Source organism: Corynebacterium sp. UMB10321 (assembly GCF_030228725.1).
Classification (GTDB): domain Bacteria; phylum Actinomycetota; class Actinomycetes; order Mycobacteriales; family Mycobacteriaceae; genus Corynebacterium; species Corynebacterium pseudogenitalium.
Genome location: NZ_JASOZC010000006.1, coordinates 88,662 through 107,131, shown reverse-complemented (window position 1 = coordinate 107,131; position 18,470 = coordinate 88,662). Strand labels below are relative to the sequence as shown.

Annotated in this window: 17 protein-coding genes; 7 read left to right on the top strand and 10 right to left on the bottom strand. The window is 59.9% G+C overall.

Going from position 1 to position 18,470, the window contains the following annotated elements:
• Positions 1 to 7 precede the first annotated feature (7 nt).
• From hisC to pth (QP752_RS07425), 3 genes are all read left to right on the top strand, one after another.
• Positions 8 to 1,072: a histidinol-phosphate transaminase gene (gene hisC / locus QP752_RS07435; protein WP_070976173.1), complete on the top strand. Its 1,065-nt coding sequence runs from the start codon at positions 8 to 10 to the stop codon at positions 1,070 to 1,072.
• A 141-nt stretch (positions 1,073 to 1,213) separates the two neighbouring features.
• On the top strand, positions 1,214 to 1,846 hold the full coding sequence (locus QP752_RS07430) for a 50S ribosomal protein L25/general stress protein Ctc (RefSeq protein ID WP_070362778.1): 633 nt from the start codon (positions 1,214 to 1,216) through the stop codon (positions 1,844 to 1,846).
• Between the two features lie 84 nt (positions 1,847 to 1,930).
• Positions 1,931 to 2,506 carry an aminoacyl-tRNA hydrolase gene (gene pth / locus QP752_RS07425; protein ID WP_284805144.1) on the top strand — a complete coding sequence of 192 codons (576 nt, stop codon included), beginning with the start codon at positions 1,931 to 1,933 and terminating at the stop codon, positions 2,504 to 2,506.
• Here pth (QP752_RS07425) and QP752_RS07420 read toward each other — a convergent pair.
• Positions 2,503 to 3,420 carry a nitronate monooxygenase gene (locus QP752_RS07420; RefSeq protein ID WP_284805142.1) on the bottom strand — a complete coding sequence of 306 codons (918 nt, stop codon included), beginning with the start codon at positions 3,418 to 3,420 and terminating at the stop codon, positions 2,503 to 2,505. The genes pth (QP752_RS07425) and QP752_RS07420 overlap by 4 nt on opposite strands.
• Before the next feature lie 60 nt (positions 3,421 to 3,480).
• Here QP752_RS07420 and pth (QP752_RS07415) point away from each other — a divergent pair, with 60 nt between their 5' ends.
• On the top strand, positions 3,481 to 4,083 hold the full coding sequence (gene pth, locus QP752_RS07415) for an aminoacyl-tRNA hydrolase (RefSeq protein WP_336621663.1): 603 nt from the start codon (positions 3,481 to 3,483) through the stop codon (positions 4,081 to 4,083).
• Positions 4,084 to 4,093: 10 nt separating this feature from the next.
• On the opposite strand, the gene QP752_RS07410 is transcribed toward pth (QP752_RS07415), so the two are convergent.
• On the bottom strand, positions 4,094 to 4,648 hold the full coding sequence (locus tag QP752_RS07410; protein ID WP_071573423.1) for an NADPH-dependent FMN reductase: 555 nt from the start codon (positions 4,646 to 4,648) through the stop codon (positions 4,094 to 4,096).
• A 131-nt stretch (positions 4,649 to 4,779) separates the two neighbouring features.
• Between QP752_RS07410 and QP752_RS07405 the strand changes: the two genes are divergently transcribed.
• Positions 4,780 to 6,426, top strand: a complete 1,647-nt coding sequence (locus tag QP752_RS07405; RefSeq protein WP_071573296.1) for a peptide chain release factor 3 — start codon at positions 4,780 to 4,782, stop codon at positions 6,424 to 6,426.
• Here the strand turns inward: QP752_RS07405 and QP752_RS07400 are convergent.
• Entirely contained in the window at positions 6,423 to 7,574 is a 1,152-nt protein-coding gene (locus tag QP752_RS07400) for a YihY/virulence factor BrkB family protein (protein ID WP_070479303.1), read from the bottom strand. The two genes, QP752_RS07405 and QP752_RS07400, sit on opposite strands and share 4 nt — an antisense overlap.
• Between QP752_RS07400 and QP752_RS07395 the strand changes: the two genes are divergently transcribed.
• Together QP752_RS07395 and QP752_RS07390 are read left to right on the top strand one after the other, a co-directional pair.
• Positions 7,573 to 8,016 (top strand): hypothetical protein, encoded by a 444-nt coding sequence (locus tag QP752_RS07395; RefSeq protein ID WP_070479302.1) that lies wholly within the window; start codon positions 7,573 to 7,575, stop codon positions 8,014 to 8,016. The two genes, QP752_RS07400 and QP752_RS07395, sit on opposite strands and share 2 nt — an antisense overlap.
• 5 nt (positions 8,017 to 8,021) lie before the next feature.
• Complete coding sequence (locus tag QP752_RS07390) at positions 8,022 to 8,723, top strand: metal-dependent transcriptional regulator (protein ID WP_070362786.1); 702 nt, start codon at positions 8,022 to 8,024, stop codon at positions 8,721 to 8,723.
• Here QP752_RS07390 and QP752_RS07385 read toward each other — a convergent pair.
• The 7 genes from QP752_RS07385 to QP752_RS07355 all read right to left on the bottom strand — a co-directional run bounded on the left by QP752_RS07385 (position 8,626) and on the right by QP752_RS07355 (position 18,387).
• A complete protein-coding gene (locus QP752_RS07385; RefSeq protein WP_070362787.1) occupies positions 8,626 to 9,528 on the bottom strand; it encodes a metal ABC transporter permease in 903 nt (300 codons plus the stop codon). The genes QP752_RS07390 and QP752_RS07385 overlap by 98 nt on opposite strands.
• Entirely contained in the window at positions 9,525 to 10,478 is a 954-nt protein-coding gene (locus tag QP752_RS07380) for a metal ABC transporter permease (protein WP_284805136.1), read from the bottom strand. Before QP752_RS07380 ends, QP752_RS07385 begins: the two co-directional genes overlap by 4 nt.
• Entirely contained in the window at positions 10,478 to 11,227 is a 750-nt protein-coding gene (locus QP752_RS07375) for a metal ABC transporter ATP-binding protein (protein WP_070976160.1), read from the bottom strand. Before QP752_RS07375 ends, QP752_RS07380 begins: the two co-directional genes overlap by 1 nt.
• A gap of 3 nt (positions 11,228 to 11,230) precedes the next feature.
• On the bottom strand, positions 11,231 to 12,187 hold the full coding sequence (locus QP752_RS07370; RefSeq protein ID WP_070362790.1) for a metal ABC transporter substrate-binding protein: 957 nt from the start codon (positions 12,185 to 12,187) through the stop codon (positions 11,231 to 11,233).
• Between the two features lie 163 nt (positions 12,188 to 12,350).
• Positions 12,351 to 14,726: a hypothetical protein gene (locus tag QP752_RS07365; RefSeq protein WP_284805133.1), complete on the bottom strand. Its 2,376-nt coding sequence runs from the start codon at positions 14,724 to 14,726 to the stop codon at positions 12,351 to 12,353.
• A 12-nt stretch (positions 14,727 to 14,738) separates the two neighbouring features.
• Positions 14,739 to 16,697 carry a Rib/alpha-like domain-containing protein gene (locus QP752_RS07360; RefSeq protein ID WP_284805131.1) on the bottom strand — a complete coding sequence of 653 codons (1,959 nt, stop codon included), beginning with the start codon at positions 16,695 to 16,697 and terminating at the stop codon, positions 14,739 to 14,741.
• Positions 16,698 to 16,926: 229 nt separating this feature from the next.
• Positions 16,927 to 18,387: a glyceraldehyde-3-phosphate dehydrogenase gene (locus QP752_RS07355; protein WP_256007874.1), complete on the bottom strand. Its 1,461-nt coding sequence runs from the start codon at positions 18,385 to 18,387 to the stop codon at positions 16,927 to 16,929.
• Positions 18,388 to 18,470: the final 83 nt, after the last annotated feature.

Here is an 18,470-nt window from a genome sequence, read left to right as displayed (position 1 = left end):
ATCCGAGTTGATTCGCAAAGATCTCGATAGCCTTCCGTCCTACGTCCCCGGCCAGAGGAACGAGCGTGCGGTGAAGCTTTCCTCCAATGAGATTGCTGAGGGCCCACTGCCCGCAGTAGAGGAGGCGATGGCACAATCACTGCGGTCGGTGAACCGCTACCCGGACATGGGTGCGATGCAACTGCGCGAGGCGATTGCTGCCTCGCTCGGCGTGCGGTCGGAGCAGGTCGCTGTCGGCACCGGGTCTTCAGCGCTGTGCCAGCAGCTGGTGACCATGACCTCGCAGCCGGGCAACGAGGTCGTCTTCCCATGGCGGTCGTTCGAGGCGTACCCGATTTTCGCTCAGATCGCGGGAGCTACGCCGGTTGCAGTGCCATTGACGGCTGACCACCGGATGGATTTGCCAGCGATGGCGGATGCAATTACCCCACGAACTTCCCTGGTGTTTGTGTGCAACCCGAATAACCCGACGGGCACCACAATCACGGAGCGTGAGTGGGCTGACTTCATGGCCCGCGTCCCTCAAGACGTTATCGTCGCGCTGGACGAGGCCTACTTCGAATACAACGCAGCTACCGACTCCCCGCGCGGTGTCGATGAAATTCAGGTGTATCCCAACGTTGTGTGCCTTAGGACCTTTTCCAAGGCGTATGGGCTGGCCGGAGCGCGCGTTGGCTACGCGTTCGGCCAGGAGGAGACGATCGATGCGCTGAATAAGGTCGCCGTTCCGTTTAGTGTGAGCTCGGTGGCACAGGTCGGTGCGCTTGCTTCCTTGTCTTCACAAGACGAGCTCCACGACCGCGTCGCCCGGACGCGCGCGCAGCGTGAGCGGCTGCAGGAGTTCTTCGCTGCATACGGAACTCCCCACTCCGAGGCGAATTTCGTGTGGGTTCCGGCAGAGAGTTTGAACGAATCACCGCAGGAGTTGGCGGCGCAGCTTGCTTCGCACGGGGTGCTTGTTCGCGCCTTTGATGAAGGCATCCGTATTACGGTGACAAACGAGGAAGAAACCAATGCGTGCACTGCCGCCTGGCGGGCGCTTGACAATGGTGGGCGTCGAAACCTAAGCTAGCTGGGTCTCGGCGAGGGCTGATTTTGGCCGTTATCGACGCGATATGTATCTCAGACTTTGGCCTGTGATCACTCGACGAGCAATTTGTCCGTTCAGTGGTCACAGGTTTTTTGTGGCCCAATTACAAAAGGAGTCACAAACATGGCTATTACCCCAGTTGTTGTCCCAGGTCAGAAGCGCGAAGAGTTCGGCAAGGGCGCTGCACGTCGCCTGCGTCGCGACGGCCGTATCCCGGGCGTTCTCTACGAAGCTGGCATCGACAACATCCACTTCTCTGTCGACCGCATCGAGATGACCTCCATCGTGCGCAACGAGGGCGTCAACGCCATTGTTGAGCTGGAGCTCGACGGCGAGAAGCTGCTCGCGATGGTCAAGCACATCGACCAGAACGTGATCACCCTCGATATCGACCACATCGACCTGCTCGGCATTAAGCGCGGCGAGAAGGTTGTCGTCGAGGTCCCTGTTGTCACTGTCGGCGAGGCTCACCCAGACGCAGTCGTCCTGGTCGAGTCCGACCTGATCGAGATCGAGATCGACGCTCTGAACATCCCGGACGAGATCGAGGTCAACATCGATGGCAAGGAGATCGGCGACCTCATCACCGCTGCCGACGTCACGCTGCCTGAGGGCGCTGAGCTGGTGTCCGCTCCGGATCACCTGCTGGTGAACTTCACCTACGAGCAGGTTGACGAGGATCTCGAGGCTGCAGCTGAGGAAGCTGAAGAGGGCGGCGCTGAAGCTGGCGCAGAGTCCACTGAGGAAGCTGAGTAATCCTCCCGCTGCGTTTCACAACGTTTCGACGCCCCGTTCCACATGCGAGCGGGGCGTTTTGCCATCTGTGCCTATGATGTGGGAATGACTGCTTCACCAATCATCGTCGTGGGCCTCGGAAATCCTGGCCCGAAATATGAGGGAACGCGCCACAACGTTGGCGTGCATGTTATCGAGGAGCTCGCGGGCCGAGCAACGATGTCGCCGGCGACGCTTGCGCTGCACAAGCGCACGAATACCCAGGTTGCGGAACTCGCCGCAGGCAGGCTTCTGGCGGACCGTCGAGTGGTCCTGGCACGAACGCAAAGCTACATGAACGTGTCTGGCGGCCCGGTCAAGGCGCTGCTTGACTACTTCGACGCCTCCCCCGCGGACCTGTACGTGGTCCACGACGAGCTTGACCTTCCGCTGGGAGAGGTGAAGCTGCGCACCGGCGGGGGCGACCACGGGCACAACGGGTTGAAGTCAGTGACCCAGTCGCTGACGAAGCTGAAAAACGGCAAGAACTACAACAAGCTCGCGGTCGGGATTGGACGCCCGCCTGGCAAGATGCCGCCGGCGGACTTTGTGCTGCGCCAGTTCGCGGCGAAGGAGCAGATTGATGTCGCAATTGCTGTTGCGGATGCGGCTGACGTCCTCATCGCCCACGCGCAGGGTTAACGGAGTTTGCCGGTACCTGCCATCCACGCTTCTACCGCTGCAGCTGGTCCTGTAGGCAAGGTGCCTCGGCGGGCACCGACTAGGCAGTAGTCATTGCTCGAGGTCATGGGGCGCAGGTAGGGGTAGAGTGGCGGCAGATCGGGGTATTCGTCTGTGAACGCGCTCTGGATACCCCTGGCGACCCGTCCGCTGAACGCCCTGCTGGCAATCGTCGACCGATCGCTTTGGAGAAGCTCTCGGTTGCGCAGGCTCGTTCCGGCTTCGTCCGTCATGAGGAATATGCTGCCGCAGGATACCGCCGTGGCGCCTGCTTCAATGAGGCGATCGACGTCGTAGGGCGTGCGCGCTCCCCCAGCCGCGATGATTGGCACTCTGATGTCCTTGAGCGCGCGGACGAGCTCCAGGGTGTCACGTGGGTCCGGCATCTCGTTCGGCGACCACGTAGCACGGTGGCCTCCTGCAGAAATTCCTTGCACCACGAGTGCGTCAACGCCACGCGCGACGGCAACCTTCGCTTCTTCTTCGTTGGTGACGGTCGCCCAGGCCTGCGCGCCGGCGTTGTGTGCGCGTTGAATTTCGCGCTCGGAAAAACACCCGAACGTCGAGGAGACCACTGCAGGGCCAGCCTCGAGCGCAATCGCAAACTTATCCTCGAAGCCACAGCTCAAGTCAACATCCGGCACCTCCACCCCAAGTTCCGCGGCCAGCGCGCGGACGTCACGCTGATCGGGCGCAATCTGCTGTGGCATGAAGAAGTTCACGCCAAAGTTGCCGTTGACCTCCGCAAGTTCTTCGCGGGCCTGCGCGACGCTACAGGTCCCAAACGCAAGGAACCCAAACGTCACGGCGTTGACAAGGGCCGGCGTGGAGGGTCCTCCCGCCATCGGAGCCGCAATAATCTTCGGTAGCTGCATACCCATACGCTAGCGGCTCCCACCGTGAGAATCGAAGGGTTTTGCCTTACACTAGCCTCCGTGTTGAACTTCTTCCGCCGCCCCAAGCGCACCAACTCTGTCCCTAAGCAACCCGAAAACATTGACTGGCTCGTCGTTGGGCTGGGCAACCCAGGTACCCAATACGAGAAGACGCGGCACAACATCGGCTACCTCGTTGTGGACGCGCTCGCGGAAGGGCTTCCGGTCACCACTGGCCGCGGATACTCCTTCGCCGTCAAGGATGGTGTGGCCTACGCCCGCGCACACACCTACATGAACGAGTCTGGCAAGGCCATCGCCCCGCTCGCCGCGCGCTACAACCTTCCCCCAGAGCGGATCGTGATCGTCCACGACGAGCTGGACCTGCCTCCGGGCAAGGTTCGTTTGAAGCAGGGCGGCAACGAGAACGGCCACAACGGGTTGAAGTCGCTCACGCAGGAGCTTGGGACGCGCGACTACGTGCGGGTGCGCGTCGGCATCGGCAGGCCGCCGAAAGCAAGCGGCATCGCTATCCCCGATTGGGTGCTTGCGGAATTCACAACCACCCCCACTGACGCAATCGCGTTAGCTGCCGATGCCGTCCACGCAATCACCAGCACCGGGCTGGCGCAAGCGCAAAACGAGATCCACCCGCGCAGCTAACCCGGCTCTCCTACTGGGAAGCGTGATGGTGACGCAAGAACTGTTCCAGCGCATTCAGCATCTTCGTCAGGTCGGTGTTCTTCTGAGGGCGCGGGGTGAGGGTGCCGTTGGTGGCGTCGTCGAAAAGTGAAAGGGCAACTTGGTTGCGCACGTCGAACATCGAAAAGTTTGCGACGATCTGCCGCCAGTGCTCCACCGCGCGAATCGCGCCGTCGGCACTGTATCCAACGAATGCGACGGGCTTCATGGCCCACTCATCGCTAAGGCTGTCGTAGGCGTTCTTCATCGCGCCGGGCACGGAATGGTTGTGCTCAGGTGTAACAAAGATGTAGCCGTCGCAACTATCGACTGCGCGAGACCAGGCGGTAACGCGCTCGTCGGCGTACTGTTTGTTCGCGCCCCCAGGTAGCGTCGCTGTGTCGAGCAGCGGGACCTGAAACTCCTGGAGGTCAAGGATCTCGTAGGTGATGTCGGGGCTGTTCGCAGCAGCGTCAGCAACCCAGTGGGCAACTTGCTCGCCAAAGCGGCCTTGGCGAATGGATCCGAGCACGATTCCGACTTTCATCACAAACCTCACAGTGTTGCGTTACGTTGACCTATTTCTTTCCCAACCGCGGCGACTATAGCACCGCCCTCCTCACCCTACCTGCCTCCGGTTGTCTATCTCCCCCGCCTTGCGACTACGCTTGAGCACTTATGAGCACGTCTACTGGTACCCGCGCAGAGGCCCACCGTCGCCGCACGTTCGCAGTCATTGCCCACCCCGATGCTGGTAAGTCAACGCTGACGGAAGCGCTTGCGTTGCACGCGCACGTCATTTCGGAGGCAGGTGCGGTGCACGGCAAGGGCAACCGCAAGTCGACGGTCTCCGACTGGATGGACATGGAGAAGGAACGCGGAATCTCCGTAGCGTCCTCGGCGCTCCAGTTCGAGTACCTCCCCGAAGGCTCGGAGGCGACGACGCCCTACATGATCAACCTGGTTGATACGCCTGGTCACGCCGATTTCTCCGAAGATACCTACCGCGTGCTGTCCGCAGTCGATGCCGCTGTCATGCTTATCGACGCCGCCAAGGGCCTTGAGCCACAAACCCTCAAGCTCTTCCGCGTCTGCAAGGCGCGCGGCTTGCCGATCGTCACGGTGGTCAACAAGTGGGACCGCATCGGCCGCGAGCCGCTCGAGCTGGTGGACGAGATTGTCCAGGAGATCGACCTGCAGCCGACGCCGTTGTACTGGCCTGTCGGCGAAGCTGGCGACTTCCGCGGCCTCGCCCACATCAACGCCGACGGCGAAGCAGACAACTACATCCACTTCATCCGTACCGCCGGCGGGTCCACTATCGCGCCGGAAGAACACTACTCCCCTGATGAGGCAGCTAACCGCGAGGGCGAGACCTGGGAGACCGCCGTCGAGGAAGCTGAGCTGCTTGCCGCCGACGGCGCTGTGCACGACCAGACGCTGTTTGAGCAGTGCGTGACCTCCCCCATCATCTTCGCCTCCGCGATGCTGAACTTCGGTGTCCATCAAATCCTGGACACGCTGTGCGCGATCGCGCCAGCTCCTCAGGGCCGTGACGCCGACCCCAAGGCCGTCGAGACTTCCACCACCGCGATGGATACTCACCGTGACCTCGACGACGACTTTTCCGGTGTGGTGTTCAAAGTGCAGGCAGGCATGGACAAACACCACCGCGACACACTGGCGTTCATGCGCGTCATCTCGGGCGAATTCGACCGCGGTATGCAGGTCACGCACGCCCAAAGTGGCCGTACGTTCTCCACCAAGTACGCGCTGACGGTCTTCGGGCGTAACCGCGACACCGTGGAAACCGCCTACCCGGGCGACATCATCGGTTTGGTCAACGCCGGTTCGCTCGCGCCGGGCGACACCATCTACGCAGGCAAGAAGGTGCAATACCCGCCGATGCCGCAGTTCGCACCGGAACACTTCCAGACGCTGCGCGCTAAGTCTTTGGGCAAGTATAAGCAGTTCCGTAAGGCCCTCGACCAGCTGGATGCGGAAGGCGTTGTCCAGATCCTGCGCAACGACCTGCGCGGCGACGCTGCTCCGGTCATGGCGGCCGTCGGCCCGATGCAGTTCGAGGTCATGCAGGCTCGCATGGAGCTGGAGTACAACGTGGAAACAGTCACGGAACCAATCCCGTACTCGGTGGCCCGCCGGACTGACGCCGAGTCTGCGGAGGCGCTTGGACGCCAGCGCGGCGTCGAGATCTTTACGCGCTCCGACGGCGAGCTGATCGCTCTGTTCGGCGATAAGTGGCGCCTGGCCTTCATCCAGAAGGAGCACCCGAACCTGACGATGGAGCCGCTCGTCGCGGACTAGGCCTCCAGGTCCTTCTCGACGTCGTCATCCTCCTCCTGCGCTTTGAGCGTTGAGGCACTGCGGTCGATCCAGCGCTGCACTTTCAGCCGGAAGTCGACCGCTTTCGTGCTTCTCGGCGGGACCTGAATGATTGTTTTTGCGTCATAGCCGACCTGCAGCTGTTTCACGCGCAGCACTTCCGCGTCGATCTTGACGCCCTCGAGGAGCACGACATTCATCACCCAGACCAGCACAAGGACGGCGCCCACTGTGCCGAACGCCCCGTACGCGCTGGAGATCCCTATCGTGCCGATGAACCATGAGAAGCCAAGCCAAATAATGAAAATCGCCGTCAGCGCCATCGAGGACCCAAGGGTCAGCAGGCGGAACTTCTCCGGCCGAACGTTGGGCGAAACGAAGTAGAGGATGGAGATCAACGCGATCGCAGTCACGATAGTGACCGGGAAGCGGGCGTAGTCCCAGACCGGCAGGAAGATCTTTGTCAGGTAATCAACGGCCTCGGTCATCCCCAGTGGTTCCGCGATCGGCTGCAGCAGACCGTTCACGATTGACTCGCGCAAAAACGTGCCGACGATAATCACGATCACCCCGAGCACCATGACCAGCGTGGTGACCCACATCGTGAACCACGTGCGTACCAGGTTGCGCCCCTCCATGCGACCGTACATGACGTTCGCGTTCCGTGAAAAAGATCGCACGTACGCGGATGCGGAAAGGAGCGAGATCACAATCGATACCACCAGCGCAATCGTGCTCTGCGCCGGTGTGCCAATCACCGTCAGGAGGAAGCGCAGGGCCTCATCCTCCAGCGCTTCGGGCACATAGAGGGCGATGAAGTCGTCGATGATGTCGTTGACGGCGGCTTCATCACGCGGCAGCAGCAGCGTCGCGATCGAGTAGACCGCCAAAATCATCGGGGCGATAGACAACACGGCGTAGTAGGTCAGCGCAGCTGCGCGGTCAAGCATTGCGTCAACCGAGAAGTCCGCAATGACACGCTTAGCCACGTATATCCAGCCCTGTGGCGTGACCCGGTTATCTTTTGTGAACACGTCAGGCCCGTCGCTGTGCTGCGGCACGTGCACGAGTTCGCCGGGACCATAGGGCACGACGTAGTCTGTCGCCGGAGGCGATTCGCTGTGTTCCATGGCGTTTACCCTAGTACAGGGTATCGTGTGCACCATGAGCGTGTTGGGTCAGATCAAGAAATGGTTCGGGGCGGGCGCTGCTCCTGCACTCGCAGAGTACCCGACGGAGTATGAGCGTGTGGAGCTCCCGGTGCTCAAGGTCACGACTGCGGCGCTCTCTCCAGGTTCGGACGAACGATTGGTCGTCGTGACCTCTACACCGGCGGCACTCGCGGAGCTCCAGCGTATCGACGGCCCGCTCCAAATGATCTGCCCCGGCGCGCGCACCGTGACTTGGGTGCCCGTCAAAAAGCCCGCTGTTCCTGTACTCGACCCCAATGCTGGATGGGTCATCCCGCTGACCGCTGAGGCGCGTCAGGAAATCGCTTCGCTGCCGGCGACCGAAGGCGAGCTCGAGCTGCAGACCATGCACCTCGCGTTCATTCTCGAGTCTGTACAGTAAGCCCCATGGATTCCGTTTCCCAGCTCTCCACCAGTACGCAGGACTATCTCAAGTCACTCTGGGCGCTCACCGAATGGTCAGACACGAAGGTGACCACCAAGGTGCTGGCGGATTACATGGGGCTTCGGCTCTCGAGCGTGTCGGACGCCGTCAAGAAGCTTGCTCAGCAAGGGTACGTACACCATAAGCCTTACGCGCCCATTACGCTGACGGAGGAAGGCCGCGCGCACGCCGTCGCGATGATTCGCCGTCACCGCCTCATCGAAACATTCCTCGTGGAAACGCTCGGATACTCGTGGGACCAGGTGCATGACGACGCCGAGGTCCTCGAGCACGCCGTTTCGGAATTCATGCTGCAGCGCCTCGACGCCCACCTCAACTACCCTTCCCGCGACCCACACGGCGACCCCATCCCCGCCGCCGACGGCACCGTGCCGCAATTCCACGCTGAGCCGCTGAGCACGATCGCCCCAGACAACGACGTCGTGGTCCAACGTGTCTCCGACGGTGACCCGAGTCTGCTGCAGTTCTTCGACACCTCCGGTATCACGGTGGGTACGCACTTGCGTACCCAGCAGGCAGCCCCGTTCTCTGACACCGTCGAAGTGCTTATCGACGGCCAGCAACCTCCACTTGCGCTCGGGAAACGCGCAGCGGACGCCGTGTGGGTGACCGCTGAGCCCGCCGTGCCCAGAGGGCGCAGCTGAGGAACTCGAGCCCGTAGATGACAGTCATCGTGGCGGAGGTGGGGGCGTCGAGAAGGTAGGCGACGCCGAAGCCTGCGACTGCCCCAACCGCAGCGAGCAGAACCGTCAGGGTCATCATGCGCGGTACCGTCGTGGCCAACTGTTTGGCTGCTGCCGCGGGGATGACCACCAGTGCAATGACCAGGATCGCCCCGACTGCGTTGAACGCTGCTGTGACGGTCAAGGACACCAGGAACATAAACGCGACGGACAGCATGCTCACTGGCACGCCGATGCTGCGTGCGAACTGGCCATCAAACGTGGACGCGAGCAGTTGCGGATACACAAGACCAATCGCGACCACGTTGAGCGCTAGCACCGCGAGCATGATGTAGAGATACACCGGTCCCAGCTGCGCCCCGCCAACAGTAAGCTGATTCCACGCAGCCAGGTTCAAGTCGCCGACGAGCACCGCGTGTGTATCCAGGTGGACGTTCGAGAAGTGGGAGGTAATCAGGATGACGCCCACGCTGAACAGTGCCGGGAAGATGAGGCCCTGCGGGGCGTCTCCAGTCACGAGTCCCGAATCCCCGAGCCACTGTGCGCCGAGGACCACCGCCACACCGGCCAGCGCCGCGCACACGATCACCACCGGTGAGTTCAGGTTGTTCGTAAACAAGTACCCCAGGGCAATGCCCGGCAAGATCGCATGCCCGATAGCATCTATGAGCATGGAGTGCTTCCGCAGCACAACGAATGCTCCCGGCACTGCGCATGCGCACGCCGTGACCACCGCGAGCAAAAGTGTTCCGACGATGAAACTCACGACGCTACCTCCGCCGAAACTGTTGTTTCCAGCCGGGCACGCAGCGCTGCCGTCGCTCGCCGCTGCGAACGGGCCCGGGCGATGACGCTTCGCTTCGGGGCGAAGAGGAACGACACCAGAAAAATCGCGAACAGGACAAGCACGATGACGGGGCCCGTCGGCACGTTGCCAAGCGCGATCGATAAGTAGGATCCGACACCGCTGCCGACCGCCCCAAACACGCCCGCGAGCACGACCATCGCTGGCACTGTTTGCACCCACTGACGCGCCGCAGCAGGCGGAGTTACAACGAATGCCACCATCAGCACCAGCCCCACCGATTTGACCCCGATCACCGTCGCGAGCGCGATCGTCATGAACATCGCCGTGTCGATGACCCTCGGGTGGAACCCAAGCATCGTGGACTGCACGGGGTCGAAGGAGCGCAGCTCGAACTCCTTAAACAACACGCACATCACGCAGACCGCGAGCACCCCGACGATGATGCTGATTCGCAGGTCCGCTCTGGTAATCACTGACGCGTTGCCGAACAGGTAGTCCTGAATCCCACCTTTGCCTGGGAACGGATTGTTTGTGATCACGTCCAGCAACAACATACCGAAGCCGAAGAAGAACGACAGGCTGATCGCCATCGCTGCATCAATCGACGTCCGTGTCCGGGCAGTAATCGTGTTCGCCACCATCACCGCACTTGTACCAGTGATGACAGCGCCCACGAGCAGCGCAACCATGTTACGGCCGTCGACTCCCAGCCCGACGCACAGCAAAAACGCCAGCAGCGTGCCCGGAAGTGCGGAGTGGGAAATCACATCACTGGTCAGCGATTGCTTCCGCAGGTACGCAAACGTCCCGAGCATCCCCGCCACAGCGCCGATGATGGTGGTCCCCCAAAACACCATGGAGTAGGTGTGGTTTGCAAAGAATGCACCAAGGCTTATCGACGTCCCCATCACAGCACACCCAACAATCCCATAGAGTCCGCACTCAATCCGTACGTCTTCGCGATCATCTCCGGCGTAAATGTCGTAGACACCGGGCCCGATGCAATCACTGTCTTGTCCAACAGCGTCACCGCATCGCAGTACGTTGGTACCGTTGCGAGGTCGTGATGGACCATCACCATCGTCGTACCTGCCTCGCGCATGTCGCGGAGCACGTCGATAATTGTCGCCTCACTTTTCGCATCAATGCCCTGAAACGGCTCGTCGAGGAAGAACAGGTCCGGGTCCTGCACTAACCCTCGTGCGAGGAACACCCGCTGGCGCTGCCCACCGGAGAGCGCACCAATCTGGCGGCTGGCGAAATCCTGCATCCCTACGCGCTCCAACGCACCGTACGCGGCGGCGCGTTCGCGCTTCCCCGCCCTGCGGAACCAACCGAGGCTCCCATACGTGCCCATCGTCACCACGTCAAGCACCGTCGTAGGAAAATCCCAGTCAACGCTCGCGTGTTGAGGCATGTAGCCCACACGGTGGCGCACTGCCTTGAGAGGCTGGCCGAAAAACTCGGTCGCCCCGGTCAACGTCGGAACAAGACCCAGCATTGCCTTGATCAGGGTCGACTTGCCGGCGCCATTCGGCCCGACGACCCCCATAATGACGCCTTCTGGGACCCGCACCTCCACCTGCTCCAGGACCGGATCAAGGTGGTAGGCGACGGAAAGATTATGCGTCGCGCACGCAAACGTCTGCGTAGTCATGGGTTACTTGCCCCCGAGCGCTGCAGCAACTGCTTCAGCGTTATGCAGGAACGCCCCGATGTAGGTATCCGTTGGCGCGGTGGGGCCGAGGGTGTCGGCGAAGAGCTCCTCGTCAGAAATGGCGACATCCCACCCGCGGGCGTGCACAGCCTCCTGCAGGCTCTTAATCGCCTGCGGGTTCGCCTGATTGTCCTGGAAGATCGTCGGCACCTTGTTGTCCGCGATGAGATCCGCAAGGTCCGAAAGTTCCGACGCCGACAGCTTCGCCTCTGTGGAAACAAAGTCCGTCGCGTACACATCCAACCCGTAGGTCTTGCCGAAGTAGTTGAAGGCATCGTGGCCGGTGATCAAGATGCGTGGCCCAGTGATGTTCGCCAGCATGGTTGCAGCCTTTTCGTTCGCATCCGCGATTTCCGCCTGGTATTTCGCGGCGTTCTCGTGGTACTCATCGGACTTCGAAGGGTCGACCTCTGCAAGCTTGTTTGCGACCTCGCCGACAACCAGGCTCCACGCCTCTGGACTGTTCCATACGTGCGGGTCATGCAGAGGGTTGCCCTCAGCATCGGTTTCTGGCCAGTCAAGCAGCAGATTGTTCGGCAGCTTGTCTCCTACTGCCAGCTGGCGGTCCCCGAGGCTCTCCAGCTGCTTGATCATCTGAGCTTCGAGGTGCAGGCCGTTCCAGAACACCACATCGGAGGACTGAATCTTGTCGATGTCCTTCGTTGAGGGCTGGTAGGTGTGCGGGTCCCCGCCCGGGCCAACCATCGTGGTGACCTCCGCCTCAGGCGCAATGTTGGCGATGGCATCCGCGAGGTAACCCGTGGTTGCGTAGACCTGCAGCGCACCGTCGGCGTTGATGCCGTCCTGTGTCGCCTGGTTGTCCTCGGTAGACGAGCAGCCTGCGAGCCCTACGCCCAAGGCAAGCGCGCATGCAGTGAGGATCCTGGATGTGCGTGACATGAAGTGCTTCCTTTCGAACTAAAGTGTACCTCACTAACCTTAAAGTTCGCCACGTCGAACTTACAACTTGCTGTGGGCTAACTCACGCTTGGAAGTCGCTATGCAGCACAAATAGAGAAAGACCCCGAGGGAGAATTCCCACGGGGCCTTTGTAGAGAGAGGCTTAGAACTTCAGAAGACCTGATGCCCACGCCGCAGCGTAGACTGCCGCCAACACACCGCCAACTGCAGCGATAATGCCGACGATCATCCCCACGTTGTCGGACGCGGACGACTTGTTCGATTGACCAGCCGTGTTCACACCTGGATCGGTCTGCGGCTGCTGTGGCGTTGGCGTCGCCAAAGGAATACGGTCCGGCTCTTCTGGCGCCTGACGCCCAGCCTTCGGGTCCAGAATCCGGCGCGCAGATTCCTTCAGGCGGTCACTAGCGGTTGGATCCTTCTCGATCTCCTTGCGGATGCGCTCCATCTCTTCCGCCGTGTAGTCAAGAACGGAAACCTGGTACTCCTCCTTGAATACCTCGTCGCCTTCGGCGTTAACGATGCGGATCTCAAGCGGCATCGTCGAGTCCCGCAGCGAGGTTGCATTCTTGATCGGGATTTCAACACGTGCAGAAGGTTCCGCACCGCTGGCGTTAATCTGGCCAGGAACAGTGACTTCGATTGGCTCCGCACCCGTGATCGTCGGATACTTGGCGTACACCGTGAACTTGTGCACATCCAGACCGAGGTTGCGGATCTCACCAGTCAGTACGTCGGTTGAACGGTTCGTCACCACCGCCGCATCTTCACCGCCGGCCATTCGGAAACCGGCCTTACCCGGGTTCTGATCTGCAGCAATGATTTCTAGCTCGCGAGCAGAAATATTGTGGCTTGGCTCCGGAATGTCGTCGGTGCCAACGGTGCCTTCGCCCGAACCAATGTACTTGCCCTTGAGGTTCAGGTTGTCCCAGTCCGCTGGCACGGAGTACTTGCCCTCGTAGCAGACCACCCCGTCTTGCTCACACTTGTCTTTCGGGTACCTCTTGTCGGTCTTGGGGACCGATTCATAGGCCTGGTCGGAGTAGTCGAAGTGCGACCACTGGTAGAGGTAGTTCATGACCGACTTGTACGTCGGCAAATACGCCTCGGTATCCACCGGGTTCGTCGACAGTGCGCCATTGTGGGTCAGGCCTAGGTTGTGGCCGAACTCGTGCAGGATGGTGTTTCGCAGCTGCTCTTGGTTGGTCACGTTCTCGTGGTAAGACACGTAAAACGCAGAGTCGTTGACCAGGCCGGTACCCGTCGACCAGTCGCCTTTCTCCATCTGGTCGCCGATAATGCCGACGCGGAACACCGACTCACGAGTACCGAGCAGCTCCTGGCGCTTTTGCCCTAGCTTGTCTCGCTTCGACATACCATCCGCGAAGTACAGCGGGGTGAAGTCCTCCGTTGGGCCACCGTGCCTGTTCTCGTAGTTAGGGATGGAGGTGTAGAGGTCACCAGCATCGATATGGAGACGAATCCCGTGCGCAGCGAACTTATCCTCCAGCTCCATCAGGGACTCACGGGAGGGCCGGTACACGTTCGCGTTCGCCTCAGCGCACTTCGCAAACTTCTCAAAGTCTTGGATGTTCGCGCCGAACTTATTCACCTCGTTGCAGTTCAGCGTCTCCCACTCAGACTTCATCCAGTTCAACTGCAGGAACAGATCTTTCTGTCCTACTTTCGCCCCCCACCTGTCGAGTGGAAGCTGGGTCCCGTCAGCAGCGGTAAACCCCACCTTCTCCCACTCATCCGGCAGCCCATCCTGGTCAGTGTCTTTCGCCGTGGGCTGCGTCTGGATGAAGATGTTCGCGGTAACCGACGCCGTCCCCTGAACTGGTAGTTCCTTGTTCCACGCCGCGTACTGGTAGCCGGCGCCGTCTTCGGCAACTTCACCCACCCGGCTAGCTTCGCCAGACTCGATCGCGTGCCCCGCCGCCTTTGAGACGTCAGCACCACGGAAGTTCACCGAAACATCGTAGCCAGGTTTTTCGGCAGGACCGAAGTTAAACCTTCCGCCTCGGTAGGTACCTTGATACTGCGCATACTTTGGCACGGCAGAGAACATCTCAATGTCAATCTTGCGGTCACGCTTCGACTTGTTCGTAGCCTCGACCGTCACGTCCATCGAATTTGTGCCGATCTCAATCGTGCGCGTGATCTGGATTTCGGTGTTCGCATCGTAGTGCGTCAGGATGACCTTGTAACCGATCTCGTTTTCTTCAACGTCAGACTTCGTCTCAGTCGGGAGGAACGCCACCTGTCGCCCGTCGACGGTCAGGACAGTCTGCAGGCTGCTTTCGAGCAAACCGCCGACCGACTGCGGATTCTGGAACGTCGTGTTCAGCTTCGACCCGTACGCCAGGTTCGAAGTAGCAAAGCCTTCAGTCTTCGAATCATTCTCGATCCAGACGCCGCCGGGATTCTTTTGAACGCCAGCCTCAGCGATGGGCTGCACCCCACCGAAGGCAAGGCCTGCGCACAGCGCGATAGCAAGAGCTCGTTTCATCTTCACTTTTCTCGTCCTTTATCCCGAAACGTTAAATCCGGCGTTCTTCAACGCATGCGTCACCGCGTTAAACGGCGGAACATGCTTGTTACTGTCCCACAACCAGAAGAGTAAGACACCAAGGCCCTCAGCGGCGATCATGAACGGCACGATCCACCACACGCGCTCCCAGTTCAGCTCCTTTTGCGTCGCTGTTTGCTTAGGCACAACGTGTAGGTCGACCAGCTGCTGTGAGCCATCTTCCCACGTCACAACAACAGGAACGTTAATCTCTTTTGGCTTCTGACTACGTGGCACCGTAGCTCGCACCTCGCCCGTTTCCGGGTTGATATCGACGTTCGCGTCCTGGTTCTTGTAGCTCTTTGGCAGCCCATAGTGGACGCCAGAGAACTGATCTTTCGGCTTGGCAAAGCCCTCTTGCACAGCGTAGTCGACTGTGTTCTTCCTAGCTAACGAGTTAGCAGTTGCCTTCAACTCGATGATTTGGTGCCCACCGGGGAAGTCAACGCGCAGCTTCGAGGTGTAGGTGCTGTCTGCCTCGGTATCTGCCGGAATCTTTGCAGTGACGCGGCCTGTCGCGCGGTCAATGGTGATCGGAATGCCACCGTCGTTTTCGATGGAGAACACGCTGCCGTAGACAGGATCGCCTTCTGGTTCAGCGGTGAACGCCTTACCAGGGGTCACGATTTGCTGTGCATAGCGCAGCTTGTGCGCCTCGAGTTCCTCCGGGCTGAGTTGGTTCACGATGTGCACAGGCAGTGTTACGTACTCCCTTGACCCATCCGTATAGCTGGCCAGGATGTGTAAGTTGTACTCCTTGTCCTCGACACTTTCGGGAACCACAGCCTCGACGACCCCCGTGGCACTGTCGACGGCGACGTTCCATCCGCGGAGGTCAGCGTTCTTTCTAGCGTCCCAACGGAACTCGGTGCCAACGGGCAGCGGTTCGCGGGAGTTGAGATCTGCAACGAACTTTCCACCTGGCGCCACGCGGGCGTCATCATAGGAGATGTCCGTTACTGTCTTGAGCAGCGGAGGGATCACCTCAAAAGCGGCGTCCGTCTTCAGCTGGCTGCCGTCGGGCATCGTCACGGTCACCGGAATTTTGACGGTCTCCCCGACCTTGGTGCCCCTCGAAGCGATGTACTTGACCTCGCCGGTGTTCTTATCGATCGTAGCTTCTGGGTATGAAGTCTCAAACATCGTCCCACGAGGCACCGGCTGGTTAATGAAGTCGTAGCCGTCTTTACGCAGCGTCAAGCTCGGTGTGATGCTTGAACCGACAGAACCGGGACGAACGTAGCTGGTTGGATACTTGAAGGCGTATCGATCAGCGCCACTAGCTGATTCCTGCAACTCAATCCTGACGGCAAAGTCAGATGCGTTCGAAGCGCGAATCTTGACGGTGTACACACCGGCCTTCGTCGTTTCGAGTGGTGTAACCTCCACCGTGCCGTCACGGTAGACAGTCACCCATTCAGGAGTCCCACCGATCTTTTCAAACTCGGTACTGGTCTCATTCTCCTCGTTTGGCATGACCACTTTGTGCTCACCTGGCTTCAAGTCAATCTTCGGCCATGTATAGAAAATGGTTTGCTCAGCAGGCAGCTTCAGCGAGGTGATGATGAACGTGTCTTCTTTGACGGTGATCCAACCCGAAACAAAGCGCGGTTTCTCCGGGTCCTTTCCGCCATAGATTTGGTAGCGGTACGAACCTGGGTCGACGATGAACGCAACTGCACCATTCTCGTTGGTGCGCGCAACGTGCGAAGTCTTCCCGTCCTGGCTCACGAACCGTACCTCGGTGTCCTGCAGTGGTGAACCATCGGTATCGAGGAAGAGGTACGAGCGCTTCGCTTTCCCTTCCGGAAGTTCCTCAAACCCCAGCGAGTTTGAAGTATCGACGGCAGCTTCGTCGATCACTCCCGGAGAATCTTGCTCGGCATGGGCATATGTTGGAGCAATACCTGCGGACACAAGCATGATTGAAGTCGCCGTTGCGACCGCGAGCCCGGTTTTACACTTACCTCGACGCACTATTGCCTCTGCCTTACACTTCTTCGAATCACCCATACCGAAAGACGTACGCTTCTAACTTAGTGTATGAACGTCAATTTGCGAACTCCCAGCGCAAAACGTACACCCCCCAATAACTCATCATGCCCCAGGAACTGCCATGTGCAGCCTGGGGCATGGAAAGAAATGACTACTTCAGATCCTCCGGAACGGTCCGTGCGGGGTAAATGCGCGGGCGAACACCCGCGATCTCCTCAACAACTCGCACTACCTGGTGGGAGTAGCCATACTCATTGTCGTACCAGACGTAGAGCACGAGGTGCTTGCCGGCCGAAATCGTCGCCAACCCGTCAACGACACCAGCGTGCGTGGTACCAAGCAGATCTGTCGAGACAACCTCAGGCGACTGGATGTAGTCAATCTGCTGGCGCAGGTTAGAATCCGTCGAGACCTTACGGAGGAAGTTATTGACCTCATCCTTTGTCGTCTCGGTTTCGAGCTCAAGGTTGAGCACCGCCATAGAAACGTCAGGCGTTGGAACGCGGATCGCGTTGCCGGTCAGCTTGCCCTCGAACTCGGGAAGCGCCTTCGACACAGCCTTTGCGGCACCTGTTTCCGTCAGCACCATGTTGAGGCCAGCAGCGCGACCGCGGCGGTCCCCCTTGTGGAAGTTGTCGGCCAGGTTCTGGTCGTTCGTGTAGGAGTGCACTGTCTCAACGTGGCCGTGGACCACACCGTAGCGATCGTTGATGACCTTCAGCACCGGCGTAATACCGTTCGTGGTGCACGAAGCCGCGGACAGGATCTGGTCGCCGTCCGCAATGTCAGCATGGTTGATACCGTAGACGATGTTCTTAATATCACCCTTACCTGGAGCGGTCAGCAGAACGCGGGAGACACCCTTGGACTTCAGGTGCTGGCTCAGCCCAGCCTCATCGCGCCAGACACCGGTGTTATCAACGACGATCGCATCGTTGATGCCGTACTCGGTGTAATCGATGGATGCCGGGTCGTTCGCGTAGATCATCTGGATCGGCGTCCCGTTGGCCCAGATGACTTCCTTCTCGTGATCCACAGTGATAGTGCCGTCGAATGGGCCGTGCACCGAATCGCGGCGAAGCAACGATGCACGCTTGACGATGTCGTCGTCACCCTTCTTCCGCACGACGACGGCGCGCAGGCGCGCTCCCCCGTACATCGCCTCACGAGCAATCAGAATGCGAGCCAACAAGCGGCCGATGCGACCGAAACCATACAGCACAACATCGCGTGGCTCGAGCTCCGAGTCCGTATCTACGACGTCGGCAAGCGCCTCGTTCAAGTATGCCCGCAGATCGCTCGCGCCGGACTTCTTGTAGTCGCTGGCAAGACGGCCAAGGTCAATCGATGCCGTGCCGAGGTTCATCTGAACAAGCTCACGAAGCACCGGCAACGTGTCCTCGAGCGGAAGCTCCTTCTCCACAATGCGACGCGCGTACCGGTGCGCCTTAATAATGTCGATGTCCGTCACACCTACCAGCAGTCGGCCAAAAATCGAGGTGACAACGTTGTTTTCACGGTGAAGCTGGCTGATGAGCGGAAGCATTTCCTGGGCCAGGGTCAGCTTGTGATTCCAGTCCTGTTGGTGCGTTGTATTCGTAGGCGTAGACACAGTCATCCTCTTCATGCGGTAATTGAACAATTGGGAAACGTTTGCCTTGGGGGTACATGACACAGCTGCCGTACCCCCAATAC